At 69.4% G+C, this 17,481-nt stretch carries 17 protein-coding genes; 9 read left to right on the plus strand and 8 right to left on the minus strand.

Annotated elements, in window-relative coordinates; genetic code table 11:
* Positions 1–110: 110 nt before the first annotated feature.
* A complete protein-coding gene (locus ACZ7M7_RS31825) occupies positions 111–677 on the plus strand; it encodes a hypothetical protein (RefSeq protein ID WP_472122808.1) in 567 nt (188 codons plus the stop codon).
* A gap of 160 nt (positions 678–837) precedes the next feature.
* Here the strand turns inward: ACZ7M7_RS31825 and ACZ7M7_RS31830 are convergent, their stop codons facing one another.
* Positions 838–1,971: an AI-2E family transporter gene (locus ACZ7M7_RS31830; protein WP_472122811.1), complete on the minus strand. Its 1,134-nt coding sequence runs from the start codon at positions 1,969–1,971 to the stop codon at positions 838–840.
* 366 nt (positions 1,972–2,337) lie between these two features.
* Here ACZ7M7_RS31830 and ACZ7M7_RS31835 point away from each other — a divergent pair, with 366 nt between their 5' ends.
* The 5 genes from ACZ7M7_RS31835 to ACZ7M7_RS31855 all read left to right on the plus strand — a co-directional run bounded on the left by ACZ7M7_RS31835 (position 2,338) and on the right by ACZ7M7_RS31855 (position 7,516).
* Positions 2,338–3,621, plus strand: a complete 1,284-nt coding sequence (locus ACZ7M7_RS31835; RefSeq protein WP_472123319.1) for a phosphatase PAP2 family protein — start codon at positions 2,338–2,340, stop codon at positions 3,619–3,621.
* 140 nt (positions 3,622–3,761) lie between these two features.
* A complete protein-coding gene (locus ACZ7M7_RS31840; RefSeq protein WP_472122814.1) occupies positions 3,762–4,415 on the plus strand; it encodes a nucleoside deaminase in 654 nt (217 codons plus the stop codon).
* Between the two features lie 77 nt (positions 4,416–4,492).
* Positions 4,493–5,107, plus strand: a complete 615-nt coding sequence (locus ACZ7M7_RS31845) for a dihydrofolate reductase family protein (RefSeq protein ID WP_472122817.1) — start codon at positions 4,493–4,495, stop codon at positions 5,105–5,107.
* Positions 5,108–5,175: 68 nt separating this feature from the next.
* On the plus strand, positions 5,176–6,792 hold the full coding sequence (locus ACZ7M7_RS31850) for a phospholipase D family protein (protein ID WP_472122820.1): 1,617 nt from the start codon (positions 5,176–5,178) through the stop codon (positions 6,790–6,792).
* A gap of 97 nt (positions 6,793–6,889) precedes the next feature.
* Positions 6,890–7,516 carry a VOC family protein gene (locus ACZ7M7_RS31855; RefSeq protein WP_472122823.1) on the plus strand — a complete coding sequence of 209 codons (627 nt, stop codon included), beginning with the start codon at positions 6,890–6,892 and terminating at the stop codon, positions 7,514–7,516.
* Between the two features lie 78 nt (positions 7,517–7,594).
* On the opposite strand, the gene ACZ7M7_RS31860 is transcribed toward ACZ7M7_RS31855, so the two are convergent.
* Genes ACZ7M7_RS31860 through ACZ7M7_RS31875 form a run of 4 tightly spaced genes read right to left on the minus strand, consistent with a single transcriptional unit; the run spans position 7,595 to position 9,824 of the window.
* Positions 7,595–7,906, minus strand: coding sequence for a hypothetical protein (locus ACZ7M7_RS31860; RefSeq protein WP_472122826.1), 312 nt, complete (start codon positions 7,904–7,906; stop codon positions 7,595–7,597).
* A gap of 12 nt (positions 7,907–7,918) precedes the next feature.
* Positions 7,919–8,245, minus strand: coding sequence for a hypothetical protein (locus tag ACZ7M7_RS31865; RefSeq protein WP_472122829.1), 327 nt, complete (start codon positions 8,243–8,245; stop codon positions 7,919–7,921).
* Positions 8,242–9,216, minus strand: a complete 975-nt coding sequence (locus ACZ7M7_RS31870) for an amidohydrolase family protein (RefSeq protein WP_472122832.1) — start codon at positions 9,214–9,216, stop codon at positions 8,242–8,244. The genes ACZ7M7_RS31865 and ACZ7M7_RS31870 overlap by 4 nt, the downstream gene beginning before the upstream one ends.
* Positions 9,217–9,248: 32 nt before the next feature.
* The gene (locus ACZ7M7_RS31875; RefSeq protein WP_383605745.1) at positions 9,249–9,824 is read right to left on the minus strand and encodes a hypothetical protein; all 576 of its coding nucleotides are present in this window, start codon (positions 9,822–9,824) and stop codon (positions 9,249–9,251) included.
* 211 nt (positions 9,825–10,035) lie between these two features.
* On the opposite strand from ACZ7M7_RS31875, the gene ACZ7M7_RS31880 reads away from it, so the two are divergent.
* Genes ACZ7M7_RS31880 through ACZ7M7_RS31890 form a run of 3 tightly spaced genes read left to right on the plus strand, consistent with a single transcriptional unit; the run spans position 10,036 to position 13,373 of the window.
* Positions 10,036–11,394: a ricin-type beta-trefoil lectin domain protein gene (locus tag ACZ7M7_RS31880; RefSeq protein ID WP_472122835.1), complete on the plus strand. Its 1,359-nt coding sequence runs from the start codon at positions 10,036–10,038 to the stop codon at positions 11,392–11,394.
* Positions 11,395–11,452: 58 nt separating this feature from the next.
* Positions 11,453–12,592, plus strand: coding sequence for a glycoside hydrolase family 19 protein (locus ACZ7M7_RS31885; protein WP_472122837.1), 1,140 nt, complete (start codon positions 11,453–11,455; stop codon positions 12,590–12,592).
* Positions 12,593–12,605: 13 nt separating this feature from the next.
* Positions 12,606–13,373 carry an NPP1 family protein gene (locus tag ACZ7M7_RS31890; RefSeq protein ID WP_472122840.1) on the plus strand — a complete coding sequence of 256 codons (768 nt, stop codon included), beginning with the start codon at positions 12,606–12,608 and terminating at the stop codon, positions 13,371–13,373.
* 63 nt (positions 13,374–13,436) lie between these two features.
* Here ACZ7M7_RS31890 and ACZ7M7_RS31895 read toward each other — a convergent pair whose 3' ends face one another.
* The 3 genes from ACZ7M7_RS31895 to ACZ7M7_RS31905 form a co-directional block, all read right to left on the minus strand.
* On the minus strand, positions 13,437–14,792 hold the full coding sequence (locus ACZ7M7_RS31895) for an MFS transporter (protein ID WP_472122843.1): 1,356 nt from the start codon (positions 14,790–14,792) through the stop codon (positions 13,437–13,439).
* Positions 14,793–14,858: 66 nt separating this feature from the next.
* The gene (locus ACZ7M7_RS31900; protein WP_472122846.1) at positions 14,859–16,334 is read right to left on the minus strand and encodes an NAD-dependent succinate-semialdehyde dehydrogenase; all 1,476 of its coding nucleotides are present in this window, start codon (positions 16,332–16,334) and stop codon (positions 14,859–14,861) included.
* 165 nt (positions 16,335–16,499) lie between these two features.
* The gene (locus ACZ7M7_RS31905) at positions 16,500–17,297 is read right to left on the minus strand and encodes an IclR family transcriptional regulator (protein ID WP_383605730.1); all 798 of its coding nucleotides are present in this window, start codon (positions 17,295–17,297) and stop codon (positions 16,500–16,502) included.
* Positions 17,298–17,481 lie beyond the last annotated feature (184 nt).

Here is a 17,481-nt window from a genome sequence, read left to right on the forward strand (position 1 = left end):
CCGTACGAGAGCACCGCAGGCACGCACACCCGGCGTACGGCCGCCGCCGCCCCGGCGACACACCCTGACGGAGCGTCAGGCAGGTCCGGTCGAACACCTACGCTGACCGCATGGGCCACGACGACACCGAGGGCGCCGAAGGTAGGCCCATCCCGGCCGGCGGCCCGGCGGCCGGGGCGGGCAATGACCCGCGGACCACGGCCGATTGGCTCAACTGGCTCAAGGAGCGGCTGTACGCGACCATCACCATGATCTCCGTGGTGATCGGCCTGACGGCGGCCGAGCACCCCTCCGTCGCCGGGGCCGCGGCCAGTGTGGCGGCCGCCGCGGTCGGTCTCTGGCTCGCGACGCTCGTCGCCGACGAACAGGCCCACCGCACGGTGCACGGTCGGGTGGCCACCGGCGCGGAGCTGCGCCGGATGCTGTGGGTCAGCAGCCCGCTGCTGCTGTCCGCGGTCGGTCCGCTCATCCTGATCGGCTCCGCGGCCCTGGACGTGATGGACCTGGACACCGCTCTGTTCGCCGCGGCTGGAGTCAACGTGGCCGGCCTGTTCGGCTGGGGCTGGTACGGCGGTGTCCGCATGGGCAACAGCACCACGGCCGGCGTCCTGGCCGGCGTGCTCGACGCGGTGATCGGGCTGGCCGTCGCTCTGGTCAAGGCCGCCGCCGGCCACTGACCGGCCGTACCGGCGCCATACCGGCCATACCTGCTGAACCTGCTGAACCGGCCGGACCGGCCGTCGGCTCCCGATGCCCCGCTCCCGCAGCGGCATCCACTCCCAGCCCTCATCCGTCAACGCACCCCGGCCCACCCCCAGACCGGTCACCGAATACGGCTCAGGCGCTGTCGTCGCCGGACCTCGCCCCGACCCCTTCCGGTTCGTCGGTGCGGCCCCGCAGTGCCTGGCACACCGACCAGACCACGGCCACCACCGGTACGGCCACCACGGCGCCGATCACCCCCGCCGCCACCGCTCCGCCGACGACCGCCAGCGCGACCACCACCGGGTGCAGGCGGACGGCCCAGCTCATCACGATGGGGTGCAGGAGGTGGCCCTCGATCTGTCCGATGACCACGATCAGGGCCACGACGAGCAGGGCGACCAGTACTCCCTTGGAGGCCAGCGCGACGACGGCCGCGACCGCGAGAGCGATCGGCGAGCCGATCAGCGGGATGAAAGCGGCCGCGAACTCAAGCAGCGCCAACGGCACGGCGAGGGGCACCCCGAGAGCGAGCAGCGCGATGCCCACGAGGACCGCGTTGGTTGCCGCGACCAGCAGGATGCCGTGCGTGTAACCGGTGAACGTCCGCCAGGCGGCACCTCCCGCGACGGCGAAACGCTGACGCGCCGCCATGGGGAGCTGGTCGCACAGCCATTGCCACTGCTTCTCGCCGGAGTGCGTGAAGAAGACAGCGCAGAACAGGGCCAGAGCGAGCACGGTCAGCACCTCGAGCAGCCGGCTCGCGCCGCTGAGCGCCGTACTGATGAGGGTCGAGCGGTGACTCGACAGGAGTTTGCCGATCCGGGACTGGAGATCATTGAACAGGTCCGGGGGGAGCCGGAACGGAGGCTCCTCCAGCTGACGTTCGATCCGGTCGATCCCCGTCACGAACTCTCGCTCCAGCGTGCTCCGCTGGTCCGCCACCGTCTCCCCCACCAGGGCCAGCGCCCCGAGGATGAGGACGATGCCGCCGATGAGCGCGACGGCGACCGCGAGCGGCCGGGGCATGTAGCGGGCGAGGAGGCCGGCCACGGGGCGGAGTACGGCGGCGATGACAAGACCGAGGAAGACGGCGACGGCGATCCGGTGGAACTCCCCGAGCACGGAGAAGGCGACGCGGACGACGATGCCGATGGCGATGATCCGCCATGCGTACGCGGCGGCGACCCGCAGCAGCCCCGGCACGCGCGACTCCACTCCGCTCGGGTGCTCGAGCGGCGAGGCGGGCGGATCGGGGGGCGTGGCCATCTCATGCCCGTACCACCCGGCGGCCACCGGACCGCGCAGCCGACGCGGAATTCCCCCGAAGGCCGGTACCGGCAGCGCCAAGGCGGGCTGATGGGCGGGCTGTCGGGCGGGTTGTCGCCGCACTGAGCGAGCGTCAGTTCACCGAGCCGAAACCTACTGGCCTTCTCCGCTAACATGTTCGAACTCGCGATGATCGCCCTCATCGCCAACTGTTGACCGAAATCCGTACCAATCAGAGCAAAGTGACCTGTTTACCTAACATCCGAAAACCGGCCAAACAAATTGATATCCATGTCGTCGCGGGCGTTCTCGCGAATAAAAAACAGAATCAAGTTCGCCGTCGCCGTGTGGCGTCAACCACGGGCGATGCTGTGGACCGTTGCGGGTGTGGTGACCCTCGGGTTCCTCGTCGCGCTGGAGATCGCGGCGCGCCACTACGGCATACCCGGGCCGATCACCACGCAGGCGCGAGAGGTGATATTCCCGCCCAAGTCGGGATTCCTGCTCTACGCCGGTATGGCGTTGATGATGGTGGTGCTCACCCGGCGGCACCGGTTCATCGCGGTGGGCACCGCGATCGGCATCGACCTCATATTCGTCGTGGTGCGGTGGGCTGCCGGCATAAAGGTGACCGAAGGCCATCCCTTCGGCAACGGCGCGTTGTGGGTGATGCTGGGCTGCACGGTCATCGCTGTCACGCGCCGCACCGGCCGGGAACGTGTCCTGCTGCTGAAGGGCGTCGGCCTGGGCCTGCTGCTGGTGGCCGGCCGTAAGACCGGCGACGCATGGCTGCACATCACGTCGCAGACCCGCCCGATGGTGCTGGACCAGTACGTGGCAACCGCCGATCAGGCGCTGGGCAACCCATCGTGGCTGGTGGGTCGCATGGTTCGGGCCACCGGTCCGGTCGGCGCCCACGTTCTCGACTACGTCTACGTCCAGCTGGCGGTGGCCTCGGTTGTCGTCGCGCTGTACCAACTGCGCCACGTGGCCGTCGAACGCCGCTTCCCGAGCCATCATCTGGTGCGCACGTTTCTTGTCATCGGCCTCCTCGGGCCGGGCATCTACATGATCTACCCGGTCGTCGGACCGATCTTCGCCTACGGCGTCGACGGCGGGCAGTGGGCGGTCGCCAACCTGTGGCCGGAGACGGCGCCGCCGATCAGTGCGCCGCACGCGATGCCGTTCGACGAGATCACCCCACGCAATTGCATGCCCAGCCTGCACACGGCCTGGGCCACCGTGATCTTCGTCCACTCCCGCAAGGGGCCGAGGATTCTGCGATTCGCAGGCACCTTCTGGTTGCTTGCCACGCTCGGCGCAACTCTGGGATTCGGATACCACTACGGCGTGGACCTCGTCGCCGGCGTGGTGTTCGCGCTCACGATCGAGGCGGCGATGCGGTCGCTCGCTCGTGGCTGGGATCGGTCGGGAATCCAGCTGGTCGCCTACGGCACGACGGTCTTCGCGGCCCTGTTGGTGTCGTATCGCTATCTGCCGATGGAGATGGCCAGATATCCGTTGGTGTTCGGGCCACTTCTCATTCTGGCGATGGTCTCGGTGATCCTCGGCTACATGCGGACCACCAAACTCTGGGAACCGAAGATCGCACCGGGGCGACAACTGGAACCGCAACCCGAACTGGTCTGACTCGTGGCGCACCGGGCCTGTGCCGGCCCCTCGGGCTGGGTGCGCCATGAGCCGGAGGCATGATGCCCAGCCGGATCGGAAACCATCTGTGATGGTTTGATCACTCCGTGCGGTTGTCGGTGACGGGCAAGGAGCAGCGTATGGACTCGGGCAGGCGTCAGTTCCTCGGTAGGTTCGGAGCAGTGGCGACGGGAGTTGCGGCGCCCATCGCACTCCCTCGGCATGCGGTGCAGGAGACCCACGCCGCCCCGGACTTCGGCCCCGGTCCGAACGCGGCGACGGACCTGCGAACCGTCACCGGCACCCGTCACGAGCAGTTCATGTGGCGGGCCATCGAGGAGGCTCGGAGGAACCCCGAGTGGCCGTTCGGCGCGGTGATCGTGGACCACCGCACCGGCGAGGTCCGGGGGAGCGGGGTCAACACCGGGGCGGACAGCCCGCTGCTGCACGGCGAGGTGGTCGCCATGAACGACTACGTGGATCGCCACGGCAACCAGGGCTGGTCCGACACCACCCTCTACACCACGGGCGAGCCCTGCTCGATGTGCATGAGCGCGATGGCATGGGCGAATCTTCGGCGCGTCGTCTGGGGAAGCTCCATCGACGAGATCCGCCGCACTGACATCATCCAGATCGACCTGCCGGCACGGGAGGTGGCCGCCGCCGCGCGGGCCTTCTACCGTCCCGAGCTGCTGCTGGGCGGCGTGCTCGCCGGCCACACGAACCGCCTCTTCCGGGACGCCCAACGGCTGCGCCAAAGCCTCCCGGACGCGCCTTCGGCCGATCTGTCGTGACGTCGGCCGTCCGACGATGAATTTCGGCGGCGGGACCGGTCGACAAGTAGGAGGACCGCCGACGAGAGGAACCGATCATGGCCGCCGCAGAGACTTCCCAGAGCCCCGACGGCACGTTCCCCAGGGCCCTGCCGGACACGGATCCACAGACGGCCGCGGGGAAGGTGCTGTTGCACTTCAGCATGTCGCTGGACGGGTTCGTGGCGGGGCCGGAGCATGCGATGGACTGGCTGACGGGCATCTCGTCCCGGCCCGGCATCATCGAGGAGTACGTCGAGACGACCGGCGCCGTGCTGGGTGGCCGGAACGGCTGGGACGCCTACCCCGAGCCCGGCGCCATCTACGGCGGCGCGTGGCAGGGGCCCCTCTTCATCCTGACGCACCATCCTGAAGACGCGCAGCAAGCCGAGGGCGTGACGTTCCTGAACTGCGATGTGGCCGAGGCGGTCCGGATCGGGCTGGAGGCCGCCGGCGGCAAGAACCTCGAGGTGTTCTCGCCCACGATCGGCAGGCAACTCCTCGATCGCGGCCTGGTCGACGAGATCGACCTGCACGTCGCGCCGGTGCTGCTCGGCGACGGGGTCCGATTCTTCGACAACCCCGGGGGCGTGCCCGTGCGGCTCGAACTGCTCAACGGCGTCGACCGAACCGCGGAGGTGAACCTGCGGTACCACCCCGTCGCGAAGAGCTGACGGCTTTCGGAGCCAGGGTGAGGGGGCGCGAACCGGGTACCCGTGTGTGTAATCGGGAGGCTTGGGCTGTGGAACTGAGCGACTGGTTGCTGACCTCGGCCGAGCGCGGCAACAGTGCCACACGTCTGGACAGCCGTCGGTCGGACCGACGGTCGTGGTCGTACGGCAACCTGGTGCGGCCGCTCGTCCACGGCGCGACGTACTTCCCGGCCCTCCTCGGCACGATCCGTGCGCAGCGCGCAGGAGACCTGCTCCTGTTCACCGACTGGCGCGGCGACCCCGACGAGCGCCTCGATGGCCCCGGGAGCGAAATCGGCACCGTCCTGGCTGAGGCGGCACGCCGAGGAGTGATCGTCAAGGGTCTGCTCTGGCGCTCCCACCTGGACCGTTTCCAGTTCAGCGAGGCCGAGAACCGGCACCTCGGCGACGCGATCGAAGCCGGGGGCGGCGAGTGCCTGCTCGACATGCGGGTACGTCCCGGCGGCTCGCACCACCAGAAGCTCGTCGTGCTCCGGCATCCCGACCGACCGGAGCACGACGTCGCGTACGTCGGCGGTATCGACCTGTGCCACAACCGCAACGACGACGCCGCGCACCGCGGAGACTCCCAGTCACTGCGCATCGCCGCCGCATACGGACCGCACCCACCGTGGCACGACATCCAGCTCGCGATCCGCGGACCGGCCGTCGGCGACATCGAGGCCGGCTTCCGCGAACGCTGGGAAGACCCCGCACCGCTCACCCGCAGCCCGCTCGTCCGCCTGCGCGAGCTCGCTCATGACGAGGACACCCGTGCCGACCGGCTGCCCGCCCAGACACCCGACCCCCCGCCCTGCGGCACCCACATCGTCCAGGTCCTGCGCACCTACCCCAACCGGCTGCTGCGCGGCTACGACTTCGCCCCGGACGGCGAGCGCAGTATCGCGCGCGGCTACCGCAAGGCGCTGCGCAGGGCCCGGGCCCTGATCTACCTGGAGGACCAGTACCTGTGGTCCCCGCACGTCGTGGAATGCTTCGCCGAGGCACTCGACGCCCACCCGGACCTGCGTCTGATCGCGGTCATCCCCAGCGTCCCCGAACAGGACGGCCGGCTCACCCTGCCGATGAACCTGATCGGCCGGATCACCGCCCTGGACAGGCTGCGCCGCGCCGGCGGCGGGCGGGTCGCGGCGTACGGGCTGGAGAACCACGTCGGGACGCCGGTGTACGTGCACGCCAAGGTGTGTGTGATCGACGACGTGTGGGCCTCGGTCGGCTCCGACAACATCAACCTCCGCTCCTGGACCCACGACTCGGAACTCACCTGTGCCGTCCTGGACGAGAGCCCGGACCCGCGCGAGCCACGCGACCCCGGTGGTCTCGGGGACGGCGCGCGCGGTTTCGCCAGAGATCTGCGTCTGGAACTCATGCGCGAGCACCTGGATCTGGAAGCACCGGGGGTTCCCCGCGCGCCCGACGCGCTCTGCGATCCCCTGACGGCCTTCGACGCCTTCGCCGCGAGCGCCGCCGCACTGGATGCCTGGCACGACGACGGCCGCCACGGCCCCCGGCCGCCCGGGCGTTTGCGTGCGTATCGCCGGCCGAGCCTCTCCAGCACGGCCAAGCGGCTCTACACGCCTCTGCATCGCCTTCTCGTCGACCCGGATGGCCGGCCCTTCGGGCTGCGGCGCAGCAACGAGTACTGATGAACCGGTCTGCCGACTTCCGGCAGGACTACCCGGTCGGCGGTTCCGGTCAGGAATCAAGAAGCGCCGGTCCCCGGCCGTGACTAGCGTCATTCCCATGACTTCCATCGAATTCGTCACTCTCGAGGTGGCCGACCCCGCCGCCGCCGGCAGCTTCTACTCCACCGCCTTCGGGCTCGCCAACCAGGTACGCCTGGCGGCATCCGAGGCACCGACGACCGGCTTCCGCGGATTCACGCTGTCGCTCGTGGTGTCCCAGCCGGGCAACGTCGACGCCCTCGTCGACGCAGCCGTGGCAGCCGGTGCCACCACGCTGAAGCCCGCCGCCAAGTCGCTCTGGGGCTACGGCGGCGTCGTACAGGCTCCGGACGGGACGATCTGGCAGATCGCGTCGTCGTCGAAGAAGGACACCGGCCCGGCCACGCGGGAGATCGACGAGATCGTGCTCCTGCTCGGCGTCGAGGACGTGAAGGCCAGCAAGCAGTTCTACGTCGATCACGGCCTCGCCGTGGCGAAGAGCTTCGGCGGCAAGTACGTCGAGTTCGTCACCGGCGCGGGCCCGGTCAAGCTGGCGCTCTACAAGCGCCGCGGCCTGGCCAAGGTCGCAGGCATCTCGCCGGACGGCACAGGATCACACCGGCTCGCGATCGGCGGCGACGCCGGGACCTTCACCGACCCGGACGGCTTCGCGTGGACGACCGCGTCGGAGACCGCGTCGCTGTGAACCGGGTGACACCGGGGGCGGCGGGCATGGCCGCCCCAGGTACCCGACGCAGCGGCCCCGCCATGCTGCACGCACCGGCTATCGCCGTGGCCGCACGGTCCATCGCGCAGCGGTGACAGCGGCACCAAGGCCGATCAGTACGAGCCCGAACGTCTTGTCCTCCTCCGCGATCCGCTTGTCCGCGTCGGCCTGGAATGCCGCCTCGTCTGCGGCGTAGTCGGCCTTGTAGCCGAGGACGTCGTCCCAGTCGCCCGCGGAGGCGCCGACGGCGGCCTGGTCCGCGGCGCCGGAGTCGATGCTCGCCGGGACGTAGATGAGCAGGCCGATGGCGGCGATCAGCACGCCGGCGAGGGTGAGGGCGAGGCGGGTGCGACGGCGTGCGGTGGTCATGTGCGGGCCCTCTCAGTAGCCGAACTCAGGTGCCTGATAGGGAGCCCACCAACTCGTAAGACCCCAGATCCCCAGGGCGGCCGCCGCGACCGCGGCCAGGGCGGCGAGCCACGGGCGGTGGGAGTGGCGCAGGGTGAGCAGCCAGAAGGTGAGTGGTACCAGGGCGCCGCCCGCGGCGACCAGCGGTAGGTCGATGTAGAGGACTCTGAGGTCCCGGTGGAGCCCCTCGAAGCCGCCCTCCACATTGACCCGTGCCAGGGGTGCCCAGGCCAGCAGCGCCGCCGCGGCACCCAGACCGGCCACGAGGAAACCGGCGAGGCCCTTGATCTCTTCCTTCATGTCAGGTCCGGACGCCGCAGCCCCGCTTGCAGTTCCAGTCCGAAGACCTGGGCCGCGTTGTCGTGGCACACAGCTCGCAGCCATGCGTCTCCGAGTCCCAGCCGCTCCAGGGCGTGGAGTTGGTGGATGTACGGGTAGGGGATGTTCGGGAAGTCGGAGCCGAGCAGGATGCGTTCGCCGAGGTCGGCCAGGCGGGGCAGGGCCCGGCGGGGGAACGGCGTGAGCTGTTCGGCGAAATCGGTGAACGCCATCGTCGTGTCCAGCCGCACCTCCTCGTACTGCTCGGCGAGGCCGAGGAACTCCTCGTACTCGGGCATCCCGAGGTGCGCGATGATCAGCCGCAGCCGGGGGTGCCGGGCCAGTACCCGTGCGATCGGGTCGGGTCCGGTGTGTTTCCCGGGCGCCGGCCCGGAGCCGCAGTGGATCACGACCGGAATCCGGGCTTCGGCGAGCAGCCCCCATGCCGGCTCGAGCAGTTCGTCGGCTGGGTCGTACGCCCCCACCTGCACGTGTGCCTTGAAGACGCGCGCACCCGCCTCGACGGCATCGCGGACGTAGGCTTCGACGCCCGGTTCGGGGTGGAGGGTCGCCGTGTGCAGGCAGTCGGGGGTGCGGCGGGCGAAGTCGGCTGCCCAGCCGTTCAGCCATCGGGCCATGCCGGGCTTGTGCGGGTAGAGCATCGCGGTGAAGGACCGTACGCCGAACTCGCGGAGCAGGGCTGTTCGTTCGGCCTCCTCCTGCCGGTACGTGATCGGCCATTCGACTCCACCGGTCAGCGGCCCCAGGGCGTCGAAGTAGTCCCACACCTTGCGCAGAACGCGCTCGGGCATGAAGTGCGTGTGGACGTCGACCAGTCCGGGAAGGCCGAGCCGGCTCCAGAAGCGGCGGACTGCACCGGCCTCCTCGCCGACGAGGTGATGGGTGGGTCCGGGCTCGGCGGAATCGGCAGGGTGGCCAGGTCCAGGTGCCATGCGGTGATCCTTCGAGGTCGCGGGTGGCGGCTTCAGCGCAAGGGGGCTTCGAAGACGATGCCCAGGTGTCGTAGGAGGCCGTCCCGCTGTTCGGCTGTGGCCAGGACCATGTAGTCGTCGCCGGGGTCCGAGCCTTCCAGCTCGACGCAGCGGAACTCCCGAGGGTCGTCATGGGCGGTGAGCGATTCGATGGCCTGCTGCGCCGCTCCCATGTCGAGGTAGTCGTTCGACTCCTGCTCGATGCCGAAGGAGAGGGGCCGGCCGTTGCATTCGAAGTGCACCGTTCCCAGGCCGCAGTCCTCGTCGTCCGGGTTGGCCTTGTCGAAACGGTAGTTGGAGACGGTGACGCTGCCGCCCGTGAGGGCTGCGGCCTCGTCGAGGAGCCATTCGTAGTGCTCGTCGGCGAAGTCGACGTCGTCGGCGTGGATGGACACGGCCACGCCGATGGATTCGAGGGCGTCGGCGATTTCACGGCGTCGTGCCATCGGCTCGGTCGCGTAGGCGGCGGCCTGGTCCAGGGCTCTCTGGGCCTGCTCTTTGGTGATCATGCCGAGTTCGGTCAGCACTTCGGCAATCCGCTCATAGGAGATCGACTGGGTGTTCGCCATGCGTGCATCCTGCCAGCTGCATGCGGGGAGCCGCGGAGGCGGCTGGGCGGGGGCTCCAAATTGCTTCTCTCACGGCTTACTTCATGTCTTGACGAAAATGGTCCATACCTTTAGGTTCACGGGTCAGCCAGGCACCGTGCGACGCACTCACCGTTCACGAGGTGAATGCGTATCGGTCGTTCACACCCCCCACGAAGGGCTCTCCGCGCGCATGCCCAGACCTCTCCCCGCAGCCTGCTCACTCACTGTGCTCTGCCTCGCCACCGGCCTGCTCACCGCATCGCCCGCGCAGGCCGCCACCGGCACCGTCACCGGCCTCGCCGGCAAGTGCCTCGACGTCGCCGGAGCCAACTCCGCCAACGGCACAGCCGTACAGCTCCACGACTGCAACGGCACCGCCGCCCAGCAGTGGACGGTCGGCCGCGACGGCACCATCCAGGCCCTCGGCAAGTGCCTCGACATCACCGGCAGTTCGACCGCGGACGGAGCCAAGGCGCAGCTGTGGAGCTGCACCGGCGGCGCCAACCAGAAGTGGTCGGTCTCCTCCGGGCGCGACATCGTCAACCCGCAGGCGAACAAGTGCTTGGACGTCACCGACAACAACCCCGCGAACGGCACCCGCATCCAGATCTGGAGCTGCGGCGGCGGTGCCAACCAGAAGTGGAACGCACCCGCCCCCGGTGACGGCGACACCCCCTCCGCGCCGATGGCCGTGGCGCCGTACCTCTACAACGGCTGGGGGAGCCCGCCCAACCCCACCACGGTCACCAACGCCACCGGCGTGAAGTACTTCACCCTCGCGTTCGTCCTCAGCAACGGCTACTGCAACCCCCAGTGGGACGGCAGCCGCGCGCTGACCGGCGGAGTCGACCAGCAGACGATCAACACCGTGCGGGCGAACGGCGGGGACGTCGTCCCGTCCTTCGGCGGCTGGAGCGGCAACAAGCTGGAGAGCTCCTGCTCCACCGCGAGCGAACTGGCCGCCGCCTACCAGAAGGTCATCAGCGCCTACGGCCTGAAGGCCATCGACATCGACATCGAGGCCGAGGCCTACAGCAACCCGACCGTGCAACAGCGCACCGTCGACGCCCTGAAGACCGTCAAGGCGAACAACTCCGGCCTGAAGGTCTACGTCACCATCGGCACGGGCCAGAACGGTCCCGACACCAGCCTGATCAACCGGGCGGCGAACTCGGGGCTGACCGTGGACGGCTGGACCATCATGCCGTTCAACTTCGAGGGCGCCGGCCAGAACATGGGCAACCTTTCCGTACAGGCGGCCGAAGGCCTGAAGAACTCGCTGAAGAGCGCCTACGGCTACACCGACGACCAGGCCTACCGGTCCATGGGCATCTCGTCCATGAACGGCATCACCGACCAGAACGAGACCGTCACGGTCAACGACTTCCGCACCATGCTCGCCTACGCCCAGCAACACCACCTGGCGCGGCTGACCTTCTGGTCGGCCAACCGCGACCGCCCGTGCACCGGCGGCCCCGCCGACAGTTGCTCCGGCGTGAACCAGTCCGACTGGGACTTCACCCGCGTGTTCGCCGGCTACACCGGCTGATCCAGCAAACCCCCGCCCTCCCTTGGCCCCTCAGCGCACCGAAGGAGCGTCCTCGATCATGCCTCTCTCCCACCACAGACGGTCCCGTACCAGACGCGGTCCCGTCGGCCGGTTCGCGGTCTTCGCAGTTCTCTCCGCGGTTCTCACCACGCTGTTCACCGTGACGCCCGCCCAGGCGGCCGACGGCACGATCACCGGACTTGCCGGCAAGTGCGTCGACGTGGCGGGCGCAAGCAACGCCAACGGCACCGCCGTTCAGCTCTACGACTGCAACGGAACGGGCGCCCAGATCTGGTCCAACCAGGGTGACGGAACCCTGCGCGCGCTCGGGAAGTGCCTGGACATCGTCGAGCGCAGCACCGCCGACGGTGCGGCGGTCCAGCTGTGGGACTGCTCGGGCGGTGCCAACCAGCAGTGGGTGGTCACCGCGGCCCGCGACATCGTGAATCCGGCCGCGAACAAGTGTCTCGACGTACGGGAGAACAACAGCGCCAACAGCACCCGGCTGCAGATCTGGACCTGCACCGGCGCCGCCAACCAGAAGTGGAACGCGCCGGCGAGCGGAGGCGGCAACCCGTCCGGGTTCGTCGTGAGCGAGTCGCAGTTCAACCAGATGTTCCCGAACCGGAATTCGTTCTACACGTACAACGGCCTGACCGCCGCCCTCAGCGCCTACCCGGGCTTCGCCAACACCGGCAGCGACACGGTGAAGAAGCAGGAGGCGGCCGCCTTCCTCGCCAACGTCAACCACGAGACCGGCGGGCTCGTGCACATCGTCGAGCAGAACACCGCCAACTACCCGCACTACTGCGACTGGAACCAGCCCTACGGCTGCCCCGCGGGCCAGGCCGCCTACTACGGCCGCGGTCCGATCCAGCTGTCGTGGAACTTCAACTACAAGGCCGCGGGTGACGCGCTCGGCATCGATCTGCTGAACAACCCCTGGCGGGTGCAGAACGAGTCGGCCGTCGCCTGGAAGACCGGCCTTTGGTACTGGAACACCCAGTCCGGCCCCGGCACCATGACCCCCCACAACGCCATGGTGAACCAGGCCGGCTTCGGCCAGACCATCCGGTCCATCAACGGCTCCCTGGAGTGCGACGGCAAGAACCCGGCGCAGGTCCAGAGCCGCGTCGACGCCTACAACCGGTTCACGCAGATCCTCGGCGTCTCGCCGGGCGGCAACCTCTACTGCTGAGCCGGGAGCCGTGATGCGCAAGTTGAGATCCCTCGCCAAGGCCGCCCTCGGCGCCCTCGGCGCGATGACGCTCGTCGTGGCCCTGCCGGCGAGCGCCCACGCGAACGTCCTGCCCCTGCTGCCGCAGAACGCCGACGGTCTGGAGCAAACGTTCTCACCGGCCTACGACTACGACGGCGACGGCTGCTACGCCACGGCCGCCATCGGCGCTGATCGGATCCTCAACCCGGGTCTCAAGCTCGGCGGTGACGTCAACGGCAAATGCCACGACTACGCCCAGCTGGCCAACGCCAACACCTACTCACGCGCGAAGTGCAACAACGGCTGGTGCGCGGTGATGTACGCGAGCTACTTCGAGAAGGACCAGATCACCCTCGGTCCGGCGGCCCTCGGGCACACCCACGACTGGGAACACGTCATTGTGTGGATCAGCAACAACCAGGCCGAATACGTGTCCGTGTCCCAGCACAACACCTACCAGCTGGCGGCTCGTTCGGCGATCCGCTTCGACGGCACCCACCCGAAGATCGTCTACCACAAGGACGGCGTCTCCAGTCACTGCTTCCGGTTCGCCAACACCAACGACGAACCGGCGGAGAACGCCACCGGCAACTGGTTCTTCCCGCGCCTGGTGGGCTGGGAGGGCTATCCGGCCGGATTCCGCGACAAGCTCATGAGCGCCGACTTCGGCTCGGCCACGATCAAGATCGACGACGGCGACTTCCAGTGGGCTCTCCACGACGCGAAGCCCTCCGGGATCCCCTTCGACGCCTACGCGTGACGCTCGACAGTGCACGGCCCCGCAGGCGCTCGCCCGCGGGGCCGTCCCTTTGGCGTGCGGTGGCTATGCCCCTCGTGCCTTGCGCGCCGCCCGTGCGAGGTCCATGTCGGTCGTCTCCGGGGCCAGGAACTGCGAGACCAGACCACCGAGGGCGAGCACACCCGCACCGACGAGGAGCACGAACTCCGCCCCGAACCGCTCCAGTCCCATCGGCAGCAGGAAGGTGCCGATGGCCGCGCCGACCCGGCTCATCGCGGTGGCGAAGCCGACGCCCGTGGTGCGCAGGGCGGTCGGGAAGACCTCCAGGGGATAGACGGCGGTCAGTGCGCTCGAAGCGGCGTTGAGGAAGATGAAGAACAGGAATCCGCCGACGATGACCGGCGTCGATGTCGGCCACACAGCGACCAGGGCCAGACAGCCGGCGGTGATCCAGAACGGCGGGATGAGCAGCCTGCGCCGGCCGATCCGGTCGACGACGAGGCAGCCCGCCGTCACGCCGGCCACAGCGGTGAAGGAGTAGACGAGCAGCGCCGCGACCGCGTTGTCACCCATGTCGAGGGCCTCGAAGACCTGGGTCCAGAACGTGCCGATGGCGAAGTACGGCAGCACCAGAGCCGCCCAGAAGACGCTCGCGAACACCGTGCTGCGCAGGTGCCGGCGATGGAACAGCGCACCGAACCCCTCCTTCGCGGGGGCGTCACGCTCCTCGAGTTCCGCGTCGACGTCGACCTCGATGCCGTACTTCTCGATCAACACCTCGGCTTCCTCGCGGCGCCCCTTGCTCAGCAGCCAGCGCGCCGACTCCGGGATGCCGCCGCGCAGCGCCACGCACACCACGGCGATGACCGCGCTGCTGGCGAGCGACCAGCGCCAGCCGCCGTCGACCTCGGCGAAGAGAGCGCCGACGACGGTCGCCAGCGCGTAGCCGACGTACCAGCTGATCTCCAGGCTGGCCAGCAGTCGGCCGCGGCCCTGGCGAGGCGCGTACTCCGACAGCAGCGGCGCGCCGATCGCGTACTCGCCGCCGATCGCCACGCCCATCAGCAGGCGGATCAGGAACAGTTGGAGTCCGTCGGCGACGAAGAACTGCAGGACCGAGCCGATCAGGAAGATCAGCATGTCGACGAGGAACACGGGGCGGCGGCCGAACCGGTCCGCGAGCCGCCCGAAGAGAGGCCCGCCGACGAAGATGCCGATAAGTGGGGAGGCGCCGACCAGTCCCTGCATGAGGGGCGAGAGGTGGAGGTCGGCGGTCAGCGCGGTCATCGCCATGCCGATGCCGCCGATGATGTAGCCGTCGATGCCCTGCCCGATCTGGGTGGCGAGCTTCAACTTGGTGTGCAGACGGCGGCGTTCACGCGTGAAGTCGGGGACTTCCGGGGTGCTGGGCTGGTTCTGGGTCGCAGGCGTCATTGCCATGGGCGGTCCTTGTCCTGAGCGACGTGAGCAGAGGGGAGAGCGGGGGAGAGCGGAGAAGGGCAGGGATCAGAGCGGCCAGTCGAGGGCGATGTACTGCGTCTCGAGGAAGGCCTCGATGCCTTCGCGGCCGCCTTCCCGGCCGAGACCGGACTGCTTGACGCCGCCGAACGGGGCCGCGGGGTCGGACAGCAGACCGCGGTTGACGCCGACCATGCCCGCCTCGAGGCGCTCGGCGATCCGCAGGGCGCGGCCGACGTCGCGGGAGTAGACGTACGAGGCGAGACCGTGCACCGTCGCGTTGGCGCGCGTCAGCATCTCGTCCTCGTCGGTGAACGTGGCGAGGGGCGCCACCGGTCCGAAGACCTCCTCGTGGAGGATGCGGGCGTCGTCGGGTACGTCGACGAGGACGGTCGCCGGGTGGAAGTGGCCGGGCCCGTCGGGCGTGGTGCCCTGCGCGGCGATCTGCGCGCCGCGCCCGAGAGCGTCGTCGACGAGCGAGCGGATCTTGTCGACGGCCGCCCGGTTGATCATGGGGCCGAGCGTGACGCCTTCCTCCAGGCCGGGGCCCGTCCGTACGGCGGCCATGGCCGCGCCGAACTTCTCGGTGAACTCGGCGGCGACCGACTCGTGGACGTAGAACCGGTTGGCGGCGATGCAGACTTCGCCGCCGCCGCGCATCTTGGCGTCCATCGCGCCGCTCACCGCCGCGTCGATGTCGGCGTCCTCGCAGACGACGAAGGGGGCGTTGCCACCCAGTTCCATGGTCACGTTGACGACGTTCGCCGCGGCCTGCTCCAGGAGCAGCCTGCCGGTTGCGGTGGAGCCCGTGAACGAGAACTTGCGGACCCGTTCGTCGCCGAGCCAGGCCGAGACCACCTCGGGGGCGCGGTCGGTCGGCAGGACGTTCAACAGCCCGTCGGGCAGGTCGGCTTCAGCGAGGAGGGCGGCGATGGCGAGGGCGGTGAGCGGGGTCTCCGGCGCGGGCTTGAGCAGGACGGGGCAGCCCGCCGCGAGCGCCGGGGCGATCTTCCGGGTTGCCATGGCGGCCGGGAAGTTCCAGGGTGTCACGAAGGCGGTGACGCCGACGGGGTGCTTGCGTACGACGTGCCGGAAGCCGCCGGCCGGTGCGTCCGCGAAAGAGGAGCCGATCCGGACCGCTTCCTCGGCGAACCACCGGAAGAACTCGGCGGCGTAGGCGACTTCGCCGGCCGCGTCACGGTACGCCTTGCCGTTCTCCAGCACGATCAGCCGGGCGAGGGTGTCCGTGTGCTCGCGCATCAGCTCGAAGGCCCTGTGCAGGATCTCGGAACGGCGCCGGGGTGGTGTCGTACGCCAGCCGGCCGCGGCGGACCGGGCCGCCTCGATCGCCGCGCGGGCGTCCTCCGGTCCGGCCGAGGACACCTCGCGGACCAGGTCGCCGGTGGCCGGGTCGAGGACGGGGTAGGTCCGTCCGTCGGCGGCCGGGAGCCAGCGGCCGCCGAGGAACACATCGCCTTCGGCGAGGGGGGCCTTGGCCAGGAGGTCGATGCCGGCGAGGTTCATGAGCTGCTCTTTTCTCCGTTCCGGACGGGGGCTCGTCCGATGCGCGGTGAATTTACGAGGGCGTCATGGGGCCGACAAGACAACCTCGGCGGATCGCAACCGTGGTTGCTGTGAGGGCAACTCGCTCGCAGGCCTTGCTCGGGGGCACGGAGAGTGGCGGACCCGTCAGGTCAGCCGGGCCCGCAACTGCGGAGTGCGCCGGGGTTCCCAGCCCAGCAGCGACGACACCCGTCCCGCGGCCCGAGCCGTCGTGCGCCCCGCCACGTCGAGACGGTCGCCGAGCCGGGATTTGGGGGCGGAGATGTTGATGGCCGCGACCACCCGGCCGCGGAAGTCGCGCACCGGTGCCGACACCCCGACCAGGCCCTCCTCGAACTCCTCGCTCACCCGCGCGTAACCCTGCCGTTTGGCGTCCTGGATGAGGGTCCACAGCTCCTGCACCGGCATCTCACCGGTCGTGCCGAAGCGGACGTACAGCTCGTCCGGTGTCGCGTCGGCGAGCAGGACGCGGCCCGCGGACAGCCGCCAGGCGGGCACCCCGCGCCCCTCCCAGCCATGGACGCGGAAGGAGTGCCCGGAGACCGACAGCAGGGTGAGGACCTCACGCTCGCTGAGCACACACAGGTGGCTGGTCTCCTCCAGATCCGCCGACAGGGTATGCATGACCGGCTCGGCCACCCGCACCAGGCGGCTCTCGGAAGTACGGGCCACCAGCGAGAACAACCGCCAGCCCAGCCGGTACTCCAGGGTGTCGGGGTCACGCTCGACGATGCCCTCGGCGGCGAGCGCCTTCAGGGCCCGGGAGACCTGCGTCTTCTCGCGGCCCACCAGCTGAGCGAGGCGTACGACGCCGAGGCCGCCGGCGTTCTGCGCCTCGTCGGACGCCAGCGCCTCCAGCAGGTCGATGTCGCGGCGCAGGCCATGTCCGCGGGAAGCCGAGGAAGAGTCGGTCACGCAGGTCATCGTATGCGGGCACACCGGCTGAGGAACCCCCAGGTCAGGTATGAAGTTGTCAGGAGAGCAACCGGCATTTCGATTCCCGCGACCGCCTTGCGACGGGATGGCGGCCGACCTAGATTCGCCGCATCGAGCCGGATGAACTGCGAGGTATGCGAGCTTTGCGCTCACTCGCCGGATCCACCGGCCC

The sequence above is a fragment of the Streptomyces sp. NPDC111606 genome (genome assembly GCF_055656945.1).

Excerpts from the sequence above, each read along its gene's own strand:
- ACZ7M7_RS31825 (WP_472122808.1), top strand. The coding sequence starts at position 111 with ATGGGCCACGACGACACCGAGGGCGCCGAAGGTAGGCCCATCCCGGCC.
- ACZ7M7_RS31830 (WP_472122811.1), bottom strand. The coding sequence starts at position 1,971 with ATGGCCACGCCCCCCGATCCGCCCGCCTCGCCGCTCGAGCACCCGAGC.
- ACZ7M7_RS31835 (WP_472123319.1), top strand. The coding sequence starts at position 2,338 with ATGCTGTGGACCGTTGCGGGTGTGGTGACCCTCGGGTTCCTCGTCGCG.
- ACZ7M7_RS31840 (WP_472122814.1), top strand. The coding sequence starts at position 3,762 with ATGGACTCGGGCAGGCGTCAGTTCCTCGGTAGGTTCGGAGCAGTGGCG.
- ACZ7M7_RS31845 (WP_472122817.1), top strand. The coding sequence starts at position 4,493 with ATGGCCGCCGCAGAGACTTCCCAGAGCCCCGACGGCACGTTCCCCAGG.
- ACZ7M7_RS31855 (WP_472122823.1), top strand. The coding sequence starts at position 6,890 with ATGACTTCCATCGAATTCGTCACTCTCGAGGTGGCCGACCCCGCCGCC.
- ACZ7M7_RS31860 (WP_472122826.1), bottom strand. The coding sequence starts at position 7,906 with ATGACCACCGCACGCCGTCGCACCCGCCTCGCCCTCACCCTCGCCGGC.
- ACZ7M7_RS31865 (WP_472122829.1), bottom strand. The coding sequence starts at position 8,245 with ATGAAGGAAGAGATCAAGGGCCTCGCCGGTTTCCTCGTGGCCGGTCTG.
- ACZ7M7_RS31870 (WP_472122832.1), bottom strand. The coding sequence starts at position 9,216 with ATGGCACCTGGACCTGGCCACCCTGCCGATTCCGCCGAGCCCGGACCC.
- ACZ7M7_RS31875 (WP_383605745.1), bottom strand. The coding sequence starts at position 9,824 with ATGGCGAACACCCAGTCGATCTCCTATGAGCGGATTGCCGAAGTGCTG.
- ACZ7M7_RS31880 (WP_472122835.1), top strand. The coding sequence starts at position 10,036 with ATGCCCAGACCTCTCCCCGCAGCCTGCTCACTCACTGTGCTCTGCCTC.
- ACZ7M7_RS31885 (WP_472122837.1), top strand. The coding sequence starts at position 11,453 with ATGCCTCTCTCCCACCACAGACGGTCCCGTACCAGACGCGGTCCCGTC.
- ACZ7M7_RS31890 (WP_472122840.1), top strand. The coding sequence starts at position 12,606 with ATGCGCAAGTTGAGATCCCTCGCCAAGGCCGCCCTCGGCGCCCTCGGC.
- ACZ7M7_RS31895 (WP_472122843.1), bottom strand. The coding sequence starts at position 14,792 with ATGGCAATGACGCCTGCGACCCAGAACCAGCCCAGCACCCCGGAAGTC.
- ACZ7M7_RS31900 (WP_472122846.1), bottom strand. The coding sequence starts at position 16,334 with ATGAACCTCGCCGGCATCGACCTCCTGGCCAAGGCCCCCCTCGCCGAA.
- ACZ7M7_RS31905 (WP_383605730.1), bottom strand. The coding sequence starts at position 17,297 with ATGACCTGCGTGACCGACTCTTCCTCGGCTTCCCGCGGACATGGCCTG.